We start from the raw sequence: 10609 nt of genomic DNA, 5'->3' as shown, positions 1-10609 counted from the left end.
GGAGGGCCGGCCCACTATAATCGGGACAGTTGTCCCGATTGGTCGGAAGCCTGAGGGTCTTTGATGCGTGCTGATGCCGAGCGCAACCGCAAGCGTGTCCTGGAGGTGGCGTTGGAGACGTTCGCCGCCGAGGGGCTGTCGGTGCCGGTGGCGGAGATCGCCCGGCGGGCTGGTGTGGGCACAGGGACGGTCAGCCGGCATTTCCCGACGAAGGACTCGCTGTACGAGGCGATCGTGCTGCGTCTGGTGGCTGAAATCGTCGACCGGGCCCGGCAACTGGCCGCGACCCGTGATCCGGGCGCAGCGTTCTTCGAGTTCTTCGCCCTGATGGTCGAGCACTTCGCGGTCAATCTCGGTCTTGCGCAGGCGATGAGCGGGACAGGCTTCGACGTCCACTCGGTGGCCTTGGCCCCCGAGCACAATCTGCTGGCCGTGGAAGAGGAGCTGCTCGCCGGTGCGCAGAAAGCCGGTGCCGTGCGGCCGGACGTCGTGCATGCCGACGTCAAGGCGCTCATGGTCGGCTGTCTGGCCCGGGAGCAGCAGGGCCCCGACCCGGAGGCGCGCAAGCGCATGATCGACCTGGCGTGCGCGGGGCTGCGCGCCCAGCGGTAGCGGCGTCTGCCGACCGCTTCGAGGATCGGGCCGAGCGGAGCCTGTGCGGCGAAGCTTGACGCCGTGTCCGCTCACACGGTCGGTCGTGTGGGTGGGGGGTCGGTGAGAGGCTGAGTCTTCTCTTGCCGTGAAAGATCCCTGCGCATGCCGGACTTCGCGCCAGGACCAGGCCCTACGCGCCGCAGGCCGACCCTGCCTCAGTACTCCGCCGCCCGGGGGGGATGCGCGACGGCGGTCATGGAAGCGGTGAGTGCGAGGTTCAGTCGCAGGGTCGCGATCAGTGTGTCACCGCGCGGGACGCGGCCCGGGACCCTGGTGTACAGGTCGGTGCGGAGGTGGTCGCCGAAGGCGTGGGCCGACTGCGCGAGAGCCGGTGAGAGCGTGCCGTGAGGCAATGGTTCAGCGGCACGGTGTCGCGCTGGCTCTTGAGGGCGCGAGCAGAACAGGTACGGAGGCGGGCCGCATCGGCCCGCCTCCATACCTGTTCCGTCTGTTCGCCCGTGTCGTCGGCTGCCTGGTCGGCACATGTGGTCGTGGCTACGCGCTCGCGTGCTTGCCGCTGGTCGGGCGGGCAGCGGGGCTGTGGGTGAGGATGCTGCGGAGTTTGGCGGTCTGCTTGTCGATGGCCTGCGGACCGTTGCCGGTGAGCAGCCGCACGGACGGCTCGTAGGCCAGTTTCGGGGCGGAGATGTTGGGGGAGGACGCGACGGCGAAACCGGCTTCCTTGATGGCCACATCGACGAAGTAGGGGAGTCGGGTCGCCTTGCCCGGGACGCGCGGGTAGAGGAACCGCAGCGCGAACCGCTCGCCGATCTTGGGGACGGTCGAGATGGTGGCGGCGAGGAACGGGTTGTCGCTGACGAGGTAGGAGCGGCCCTGTGCGTCGATGCGCTGGCGGGTGGAGATCACCGCCACGGGCGCGTGGCAGATCAACGAGATGGTGACGTCGTTCTCCCGGGCCACGTGGAGGGTTTCGCCGAGCCACGCATCGTCACGGAAGTCGACCATGGGGGCGTGACCGCCCGGGGCGTGAATGAAGTCGAAGTCGGCGAAGGTGAACGGGTCGGCCGCATCGCGGTGGCGCAGGACGAGCTCCTGCAGCGAGTGGAAGGTGCCCTCGGGCAGCTTGTCGAGGCGGCGGATCAGTTCGGGGCGGTACTCGGCGAGCTCCGGTTCGCTGTTGGGCAGTAGTTCGGAGACCGGGATCCGGCCGATGTGCCGCTCCAGCAGCCGGACTTCCTGCTCGCGGCGGGTGACCAGCTCGGGGTGGCGCTGCCGGAAGCTGCTGACGTCGAAGGAGCGGCGGCGCTGCTGCATGCGCAGGGGGAGGGTCTTGGCGCCGGTCTTCTCGATGGAGTGCACGGACAGGGCCATGCCGTTGATGTCGAGTTGCGGGGCGTTGCCGTCGGGGGTGGCGAAGGTGAACTCGTAGTCGTTCTCGAACTCCTTGAGCACCTGAGCCATCTCGACCAGGAAGAACCCGGTCGAGATCGACTTGACCTCGGCCGGCTCGACCAGCGGCAGCTGGCGGCCCGACGAGATGAGGATCAGTGCGCGACGCTTGGTGGTGGGCATGACGGGAGCTCCTTCAGTGGGCCAAGGCGGTGTGGGACGAGTGGGCCCGGTCGGCCCGCTCCTGGGTTGCGCTGCTGTTGGTGGTGCGGGACGAGTTGCCCGGGCTGCCGGACGGGAGGCATCCGAAGGTGCTTCGCTGGGGAAGGAACTGCCGCCTCCCGGTGAGGGGGCCCGGGCGGGTGTGCCGCCCAGGCTCTCTCAGGCGCCGGCGGTACGGGTGCACGCCGTGGAGTGGGCGTGTCATGGCCCGAGGGCCGAAAGTTCTTCACTTGCCTTCCGCGGCCTTGGACACGTGCGCCCACTCGGCCCAGGTCTCCAGGCGCTGCTGGTACACCGCGGGTACCCACTGGGTGGGCTGCTCGCCGAACAACACGCGCAGAGGCGGCTCCTCGGCGTCGACAAGCTGGAGGATCGCACCGCCGACACCCTCGGGGCCGGGCATCTGAGCGGCGGCGCTCATCTCGGTCAGCGACGCGTGCAGGGGGCCGTAGGCGTCCTGGCGGTGCGTGGTGAAGACCGACGAGTTCTTGAAGTCGGTGGCGAAGCCGCCGGGTTCGATCACGGTGACCTTGATGCCGAAGGGCGCGACTTCCTGGGAGAGTGCCTCGCTCAGGCCTTCCAGCGCCCACTTGGAGGCGCTGTAGCCGCCCGCGCCGCCCATGGTGGTCAGCCCCATGACCGAGGAGATCTGGACGATGTGGCCGCTGCCCTGCGCACGCAGGACGGGCAGTACCGCCTGCGTGACGTGGAAGACGCCGAACACGTTGGTCTCCAGCTCGTCGCGCAGTTCCTGCTCGCCGAGTTCCTCCACCGCGCCGACCAGGGCGTAACCGGCGTTGTTCACCACCACGTCCAGCCGGCCGAACCGGTCCTTGGCCGTCGCGACCGCCTCGAACACCTGCGCACGGTCGGTGACGTCCAGACGCAGCGGCAGCACCGCGTCACCGAACCGATCGACCAGGTCGGTCAGTGTTTCGGTGTTGCGGGCGGTGGCCGCGACCTGGTCGCCGCGTTCCAGGGCGGCGAGGGCGAACTCGCGGCCGAAACCGCGCGACGAACCGGTGATGAACCAGACCTTGCTCATGACGTAAACCTCTCCTGGGTATGGACGGCCCACCCCGTAAGCGGGATGGCTATCCCGATTAACTATACGGGACGAGTATCCCGCTTTCGGGTTCGTTGTGGAGGTGGGCGGCGGAAGCGGCCCGCAGCTCCACGGTCAGCGGCCTTGCACTGCCCACGCCGTCCACAGACGGCGGGCGGCCAGCGTGTCGCCGGCCGCGGCCGTGCGGTCCATGAGGGTCGGGGCGCCCTTCGCTCGCCGCGACCGTCGGGGCCGGCGTGGCTCGCGCCCGGAAGGTCCTGCGTCGCCGCGTACAGGGTCGGCAGGGCGCCGTCCTTGTCGTCCTGAGCGAAGAACTTGTTCGTGATCGGCACAATGGGGCGGGCGACCGGATCCTCGCTGTGTGGGTCGCGAGGACGCGAGCGTGACCACCCGGTCCGTGACGTACGGCAGCGGCAGGTCCGTCAGGGCGAAAGGGCCCAGGTGGTTGGTGCCGAACTGCATCTCGAAGCCGTCCCGCGTCTGCTGCGGCAGCGTCATCACACCCGCATTGTTGATCGGCAGGCTCAGCGGGCGGCCCTCCCGGGCGCCCGCGAATTCCCGTACGGAGGACAGGTCCGCCAGGTCCAGGCGGCGCACCTCGGTGCTGCCGCGCACGGAATCCGCCGCCGCCCGGCCGCGTTCCGGGTCCCGTACCGCGACAAGCACACCCTGCGCGAGAAAGGGGTGGGGTCACTGTCGCTGCGTGAGCTGGCCCGGGACATCGGTGTCAGTCACGCGGCGCCGGGGCGCGACTTCAAGGACAAGCAGGCGCTGCTCGACGCCCTGGCGCTCGACGGCTTCGAGCGGCTGACGCAGACCCTCGAAGGCGCAGGCGATCCCACCTCCCGGTCCAGCCTCGCCTCACCGTCCTTGTGCGGGTCTACGTCACCTTCGCCACCGAGAACGCCGTGTTGGTGGAGCTCATGTTCGCCCGCCGGCACAGCCCTGACGCCCCCGAGGAAGTCGTCGGCCTCGCCCATCGGATCGCAGCCCTTCGAGCGGGTCATGGTGGACGCCCAGGGATGTGGCGAGATCATCGAGGGGGACCCCGCCCGTCTCACGCTCGCCGTGTGCGCCGCCCTGCACGGCACCGCCGCGTTCGCGACCCAGGACGCGGCCGACCCGCAGGCGGCACTCGGCGGCATCGAGGACCTGGTGCATCTCCTGCCGCACGGTCTCCAGCCCCGCTGACCTCTCGGAAGCCCTTCGCGCCATCCCGCCAAAACCACGTAGACCCTGAAGCGGGCGTTCTCGACCCTGCAAGTAGCGGCCCGCCGTCGAGGCGGCAGGTGACTGCGAGAATCACAGGCCCCCATTGTGACGTCCGCCGGCTGGACGCGAGGAATCGCAAGTGTCGTCTGATGATCTTCGAGTCCCGCCTCTGTCCGGGGTGGCGTGGGGGTGCGGCGGTCCGTGCGAGGGGGCTGTGGCCGAGGTGTGCCGGGATAACGGCCCGTACAGGAAACGGCCCAGCGCGTCCTTGCCTCATGCCGCGGCGTGCACGCCCCTGTCGCGTTGTGACACGGCGAGGTAGCCGACGAAGCCGATGATCGCGGCCGTCCAGGCGAGGGTGACCGGTGCCAGGCCGAGGTCGAGGCCGCCGCGGGTGTGGGGGAGGGCCATCCAGTCGGCGAGGGAGGCTCCGAGGGGGCGGGTGATGACATAGGCGGTCCAGAAGGCGGTCACCGCGCCGAGGGCCCCGAAGCGGTGGGCCAGGGCGGGTGCGCAGATGGCGGCTGCGAAGAGGGCGACCGAGCCCAGGTAGCCGAAGCCGGCGGTGGCGGTGAGGTCGCCCGTGGCGGTGCCGAGGGCGAAGGTGGCGAGGACGGCCGCCCAGTAGAAAGCCTCGCGGCGCCGGGTCCGGATCGTGTGGATGGAGAGGGTCTGCTCGCTCGCGTACCAGAGGGCGAAGACCGCGGCCAGTACGGCGAGGAACGCAGGCGTCGAGACGGCGTACGGCACGCCGAGGCCGACGTGCAGGACATCGGCGGCCATGGTGCCGAAAACGCTGACCATGACGACGGCGGTCCAGTAGACCCAGGCGACATACCGGCGGAGCGTGAACTGCACGGCCAGGGACGCCACCAGGGCGAGGCCGCCGAGCGCCACCGCCGGGATCGGGCCGAGCGTGCGGGCCAGGAAGTCCGACGCCGTCTCGCCCATGCCGGTGGTCAGCACCTTGATGATCCAGAAATAGACGGTCACCTCCGGCACCTTGTTTGCCAGTTGGCGTACGGGGGTGAGGGGGTGTTCGTCGAGGACGGGCTTTGCGGTCATGATCCGCACGATCGCACCTCGAGCATGAACGCAACCTGAACGGTGCACGGGCAACCGAGGTTGCTCGAGCTCGTCGGCACTACGCCGTTCGGGCCTCTCGCGTGGGCTGCAGCCCGCCATTCCCTCACCTTGGACAGGAGCGAGGGAGACGACTTGTTCTCACCCGTCTCTAACCGACGAGCCGTACGGTGAAGTGGCCTTCTACGAAATGTAGGAGAATATGGCTCCGGGGCGCGTGACGACGAAAGGTGCAAGATGGCCGACGGCTCGAACGTCACGGTGACCGGTGCCTCTCGCACCGGCTTCCCACCGCGGACGGCTTGGCCCCGGCGCCGGTGGGGTGAACCTTGGCTCGCGGCCGTCGCGGGGGCTTTCACGCTCGCCCAGCTCGTCCTCGTACGACCGGATCTCGGTCTCGGCTGGGACGAGACGGTCTACGTCAGTCAGGTCAGCGGCCAGGTTCCCGCCGCCTTCTTCAGCGCGCCCCGCGCCCGCGGCATCTCTCTGCTCGCCGCGCCGATCGCGTCGTGGTCCGACTCCACCGCCCTTCTGAGGGTCTACCTGGCGGTCCTCTCCGGTCTGGGCCTCTACTTCGCCCTGCGCATCTGGCGAGCCCACCTCATGCCGCGCGTCCTGGCGCTGGCGGGTGCCCTGTTCGCCTCCCTGTGGGTGACCCTGTTCTACGGCCCGCAGGCCATGCCCAACTACTGGGTCGCCGTCGGCGCCCTGGCCTGTGTCGGCTGCTTCTTGCGCGTCCGCGCGAACGCGGGGGACCGGTCAGCCTGGTGGGGCGTGTTCGCGGGCGCGGCACTGATGGCATGGATGCGCCCGATGGACGCCGTGTACGTGGTGCTTCCCCTGCTCGCCCTCGCCCTGCGCCGCCCCCGCCTCCTCGCCGTACTGGCCGCCGGCCTGCTGGCCGGCGCCGGTGAGTGGGTGATCGAGGCCTACATGAGCTACGGCGGCCTCGCGCAACGCCTCTCCGACGCCTCCCGCATCCAGGGCGGTCTCGGCCGGCACCTGGCGGTCGTCGACCAGTTGCACAGTCTCGGCGGGCGTACCCTCTGCCGCCCCTGCACCGGACCGGCCCCCAACCCGGTGTTGACCCTGTGGTGGTTCGCGCTGCCCGTCCTCGCCGCGCTCGGCGCGGTCACCGCCGTCCGCGCCCGGCGCGCCCTGCCCGTCCTGCTGCCGCTGGCCTGCGCGGTCACGGCCGCCGTCCCCTACCTGTTCCTCATCGGCTACGCAGCCCCCCGCTTCCTGCTGCCCGCCTACGCCCTGCTCGCCCTCCCCGTCGCCCATGGCCTCTCTCACCTGGTCAGCGCCCCGACTCGGGGGACCGCGCGCACCGTCGCCGTGAGCCTGGTCGCGGCCTGCCTGGCGGCTCATCTGGCCGTGCAGTACGTCGTCCTGGAACACACTCTGCACAGTTCCGCCGCCAACCGTGACAACTGGTCCCGCACCGCCTCAGCCCTCCACACGCTCGGCGTGCGGCCGCCGTGCCTGCTCAGCGGCTACGAGGCCGTGCCCATCGCCTTCTACACCGGTTGTGGCTCGGCACAGACCGACGGCCACGACACCAGCACCACCACGGCCGCACTGGCCCGGGCCGCCCACCGGACCACCGTCGCCGTCCTCGCCCAGCCCGGCGACCGTCCGCCCGCCTACGCGCGCACATGGTCCATGGAGCGGGCCGGCGTCCTCCACGCCTACGTCGCTCCCTTCGTCCGACAGGGGCGGTGACCGTGGTGACCGTGTCCGACAGCGTGGCCCTGCCCGCGGGCAGGCGCCACTACCTCCGGCTGGGGATCACCCTGGCGGCGCTCGTCACCGCCGGCGGCATGCTCGTGGCGCATCGGGCCACCCTCGACAGCGGTACCGACCAGCTGGCCGCCGCCGACGGGGAATGGCTGGTGCTCGCCTGCTTCGCCACCGTCGCCACGTGGGTGTGCGCGGCTGTGGCGCAGCAGGGGGCGGTCATCGAGCGGCTGCCGAAGGGACGGCTGGTGGCCGCTCAGTTCGCGGCGTGCGCCGCCAACCACCTCCTGCCCGCAGGGGCCGGGGCGAGCTTGGTCAACCTGCGGTTTCTGACGCGGTGCGGCCTGTCCACCAGGCGCTCGGCGACCGCGCTGGCTGTGAAGGCGGCGGTCGGCGGGATCGTCCGGTGCATGCTGGGTGTCGTCCTGCTGGTGGCATCACCGGGCGCTGTCCCGCTGTCGGCGCGGGTCCCGCACGTGCTGGTCCTGGCGCCGGTGGCGGCGGCAAGCGTCGTGCTGGCGGTGGTGGCCAGCGGTCGGCTCAGGCGGGCGCTGGGGCGGGCAGTGACCGACGTGCGGGAGGTGCATCGCTCCCGAGGGCGGGCCTGCGCACTGTGGGGCGGCTCGGTCGCGTTCGCGTTGCTGCACGCGGGCGTGGTCGTCGCTGTGGTCCACGCCCTCGGTCTCGCACTGCCCACGAGCCATGTGGTGATGGCCTACCTCGTTGCCAGCGGCGCGGCGGCCCTGCTCCCCACGCCCGGTGGACTGGGGTCGCTGGATGCCGCGCTCGCCTTCGCGCTCACGGCCGCCGGGGCACCGGGGCACACGGCGATCTCGGCGGTCATCGGCTACCGCCTGCTCACCGGATGGCTGCCGATGGCACCGGGACTGCTGGTCCTGGGATTGCTGGCCCGCCGTTCGGCGCTCTGAGCCGGTGGCGGTCTCGCTGCCCCTCTCCCTTGTCAGGTGACCGGCATGATGGGTGACGGTCGACGCGCGAGGCCCCAAAAGTGCAGCTACGGCACCTACCTGCTCACCGTCCGCCATCGAGCCCGGTGGCGGAAGGACCGTCCGCCGGATCAGCAGCACCGCCTTGGCGACGTAGGTGCTCGATGCTCCGACCTTGGGCAAGTCCTGAACGGCTCATGGACGTTTCCTCGGCCGCCTTGCCCTGCGTGGCGAGCCGGTCGGCGCGCCGGGTACCGGGCGGTGCAGGTGGTGGCGGGCGACGAGTTCGAGCGTCACCGCGACCGCGACGGACTGCACTGCCATGAGCGCGATCAGGACGAACAACTGCACCGCCCCGGCCATCACGGGACTCGCCCCTCCCATCAGCATGCCGACGAAAGCACCGGGCAGGGTGACCAACCCCACCGTCCGGGTCTGGTCGAGGCCCGGCAAAAGGGCCTCTGATGCCGCGGCGCGGGCGATCTCCATCCGTGCGTCCCGGTCCAGGAAGCCCAGGGCCATCGCGGCTTCCACCTCCCCGTGGCGCTGGGCCAGTTCGTCCAGGGCACGACGTCCGGCGAGGACGGTCACGGTGAGTGCGCCGCCGATGAGGATGCCCGTGATCGGGATCAGTGCTATGCCTCGCAGCGGGACGAGCCCCGTCATCAGCAGTGCCGCGACGACCGGCACCACACCGGCGGCGATCGGGGCGGCCGTGAGCCACCAGGTGTGGTCGCTGGTGATTCTCCGTCCGGCTGTACGGACCGCCACCCCGAACATGACGCCGAGGAAAGCCAGCAGGCCTGGCACGGACTTGACGGCCCACGCGATGACCACCGAAACGACGGCGAGCTGGGCCGCGGCCCTCAGTCCGGCGACGAGGATCTCCCGGGCTCTGCTCTTGTAGGGGTGCGGATCCAGATGGAACCGCCCCGCGACCGCCGCCGCTCCCAGGAGCAGAGCAGCGAGGAGGACGCCGAGGGTGGTGTTGACCGGTACGAGGGATGCCGCACTCGACGTCACGTTCCCCACCTCAAGGAGCCGCTGCCTGGGCCGGGTGGTGCCGTGCAATCAGCCAGGCCGCGCACCTGTTGCCGACAACGGAGTCTACGTCGACGCTGCGCGGGCCGAGCCCTCGCTCTTCCGGCCGGATGATCAGTGGAAGGCGCTCCCCTCCAGCCAGGCATCGCTTGCGGCCGTGTTCTCGCGCGCGTCGTAGCCGCGCGTGGCCGAGGCGACGGTCTCGGCTCAACCGACGCTCTGCGCGTCACCGTCACGGTCTGGGTGTCCATGCTCGGGCACACGTCAGCCGCTTCTCAATCCACTGGATCCGGCTGCCGTTCCAGCCGGTATCCGTGCCCGCGCAGCGTGGTGATCTCCGGCAGGTGGACAGGACCGCCCCCGGCCTGCACTGCCTCGGTCAGTCTGCGTCGCAGGCCCGCCATCGTCACATCGAGAGTCTTGGTGGGTCCGAACCAGTTCTCGTCCCACACCTCGGCCATCAACGTCTCTCGCGACACCGCCTCGCCGACCCGCTCGGCCAGAACTGCGAGCAGGTCGAACTCCTTGGCCCGCAGGGGGATTTCGACACCGTGCAGCGCGCATCGTCGGGCGGAGAGGTCGACGACCAGATCGCCCAGCCGCACCGGCTCCCGGACCGGGGCAGCCACTGCCTGCCGCCGCAGATGCGCTCGCAGCCGGGCGAGGAGCACGGTCATGCTGAACGGTTTGACGAGATAGTCGTCGGCCCCGGCATCCAGTCCGGCGATGACGTCGATGTCCTCGGTCCGTGCGGTCAGCACGACGATCAACAGATCAGGAAGGCGGCCCCGCAGATCCCGGGCCACGTCCAGGCCGTCCATGTCGGGCAGCCCCAGGTCCAGCAGCAGAACGTCGTACGGTGCCCGCGCGGCCTCGGTCAGCGCTCCCGCCCCCGTACGGCACCATGTCGGCGCGTAGTCGTGGCCGCGCAGGCCGGCTTCCAGATGGCGGCCGATGGTGTCGTCGTCCTCGACGACAAGGACACGGTGGCGGTAGCGGTCTGGTGCGGCGGGCGTGCGCATGGACGACAGCCTAGGAGCGGACAGGGTGGCGAGCCCGTCGTGCGCGCAATGAGTGTTCACAGGTCGCGGAGCTCCTCCACGGCGGGGCGGCGGGTGTTGCGGATGCCGTTGAGGGCCGCGGCGAGGATGGCGGCGACGGCGGCGACGGCGGCAGTGCCGGTGAGTGCGAGGTAGGTGCCGGGGACCGAGAGGCCGGCGGGTGGCGGATCGAGGACGCCGGTCAGGGTTGGACTCGGTGGGCGCCGCGTTGTTCTGCCCGCCGCTGCCGCCTC

At 70.6% G+C, this 10609-nt stretch carries 10 protein-coding genes and 1 pseudogene; 4 read left to right on the top strand and 7 right to left on the bottom strand.

Annotated elements, in window-relative coordinates; all coding sequences use genetic code 11:
* Window positions 1–63 precede the first annotated feature (63 nt).
* Complete coding sequence (locus tag ACIRP7_RS41970) at window positions 64–612, top strand: TetR/AcrR family transcriptional regulator (RefSeq protein WP_403671151.1); 549 nt, start codon at window positions 64–66, stop codon at window positions 610–612.
* 197 nt (window positions 613–809) lie between these two features.
* Here the strand turns inward: ACIRP7_RS41970 and ACIRP7_RS41965 are convergent, their stop codons facing one another.
* From ACIRP7_RS41965 to ACIRP7_RS41950, 4 genes and pseudogenes are all read right to left on the bottom strand, one after another.
* On the bottom strand, window positions 810–1007 hold the full coding sequence (locus ACIRP7_RS41965) for a hypothetical protein (protein WP_403671149.1): 198 nt from the start codon (window positions 1005–1007) through the stop codon (window positions 810–812).
* A gap of 142 nt (window positions 1008–1149) precedes the next feature.
* A complete protein-coding gene (locus ACIRP7_RS41960) occupies window positions 1150–2187 on the bottom strand; it encodes a hypothetical protein (RefSeq protein WP_403671146.1) in 1038 nt (345 codons plus the stop codon).
* Between the two features lie 265 nt (window positions 2188–2452).
* Window positions 2453–3271, bottom strand: coding sequence for an SDR family NAD(P)-dependent oxidoreductase (locus ACIRP7_RS41955; protein ID WP_403671143.1), 819 nt, complete (start codon window positions 3269–3271; stop codon window positions 2453–2455).
* Between the two features lie 135 nt (window positions 3272–3406).
* Window positions 3407–3958: pseudogene (locus ACIRP7_RS41950) on the bottom strand (oxidoreductase); the annotation flags it as partial.
* 18 nt (window positions 3959–3976) lie between these two features.
* Here ACIRP7_RS41950 and ACIRP7_RS41945 point away from each other — a divergent pair.
* Window positions 3977–4483 (top strand): TetR/AcrR family transcriptional regulator, encoded by a 507-nt coding sequence (locus ACIRP7_RS41945; RefSeq protein ID WP_403671140.1) that lies wholly within the window; start codon window positions 3977–3979, stop codon window positions 4481–4483.
* Between the two features lie 294 nt (window positions 4484–4777).
* Here ACIRP7_RS41945 and ACIRP7_RS41940 read toward each other — a convergent pair whose 3' ends face one another.
* Entirely contained in the window at window positions 4778–5569 is a 792-nt protein-coding gene (locus ACIRP7_RS41940; RefSeq protein ID WP_403671137.1) for a hypothetical protein, read from the bottom strand.
* 255 nt (window positions 5570–5824) lie between these two features.
* Between ACIRP7_RS41940 and ACIRP7_RS41935 the strand changes: the two genes are divergently transcribed.
* Together ACIRP7_RS41935 and ACIRP7_RS41930 are read left to right on the top strand one after the other, a co-directional pair.
* Window positions 5825–7312: a hypothetical protein gene (locus ACIRP7_RS41935; protein ID WP_403671134.1), complete on the top strand. Its 1488-nt coding sequence runs from the start codon at window positions 5825–5827 to the stop codon at window positions 7310–7312.
* A gap of 5 nt (window positions 7313–7317) precedes the next feature.
* Window positions 7318–8256: a YbhN family protein gene (locus ACIRP7_RS41930; protein WP_403671156.1), complete on the top strand. Its 939-nt coding sequence runs from the start codon at window positions 7318–7320 to the stop codon at window positions 8254–8256.
* 213 nt (window positions 8257–8469) lie between these two features.
* Here ACIRP7_RS41930 and ACIRP7_RS41925 read toward each other — a convergent pair whose 3' ends face one another.
* Both ACIRP7_RS41925 and ACIRP7_RS41920 read right to left on the bottom strand, forming a co-directional pair.
* Entirely contained in the window at window positions 8470–9297 is an 828-nt protein-coding gene (locus tag ACIRP7_RS41925) for an ABC transporter permease (protein WP_403671131.1), read from the bottom strand.
* 293 nt (window positions 9298–9590) lie between these two features.
* A complete protein-coding gene (locus tag ACIRP7_RS41920) occupies window positions 9591–10337 on the bottom strand; it encodes a response regulator transcription factor (RefSeq protein ID WP_403671129.1) in 747 nt (248 codons plus the stop codon).
* Between the last annotated feature and the right edge of the window lie 272 nt (window positions 10338–10609).

This window comes from Streptomyces sp. NPDC102270, assembly GCF_044766405.1.
GTDB lineage: Bacteria > Actinomycetota > Actinomycetes > Streptomycetales > Streptomycetaceae > Streptomyces.
Note: the sequence above shows the minus strand (reverse complement) of the source record. Positions and strands in the feature narration are given on the sequence as shown.

What these genes read in the sequence shown, in the direction of transcription:
- ACIRP7_RS41955 (WP_403671143.1), bottom strand. Translation starts at nt 3,271, where the DNA reads ATGAGCAAGGTCTGGTTCATCACCGGTTCGTCGCGCGGTTTCGGCCGC.
- ACIRP7_RS41920 (WP_403671129.1), bottom strand. Translation starts at nt 10,337, where the DNA reads ATGCGCACGCCCGCCGCACCAGACCGCTACCGCCACCGTGTCCTTGTC.
- ACIRP7_RS41935 (WP_403671134.1), top strand. Translation starts at nt 5,825, where the DNA reads ATGGCCGACGGCTCGAACGTCACGGTGACCGGTGCCTCTCGCACCGGC.
- ACIRP7_RS41940 (WP_403671137.1), bottom strand. Translation starts at nt 5,569, where the DNA reads ATGACCGCAAAGCCCGTCCTCGACGAACACCCCCTCACCCCCGTACGC.
- ACIRP7_RS41970 (WP_403671151.1), top strand. Translation starts at nt 64, where the DNA reads ATGCGTGCTGATGCCGAGCGCAACCGCAAGCGTGTCCTGGAGGTGGCG.
- ACIRP7_RS41960 (WP_403671146.1), bottom strand. Translation starts at nt 2,187, where the DNA reads ATGCCCACCACCAAGCGTCGCGCACTGATCCTCATCTCGTCGGGCCGC.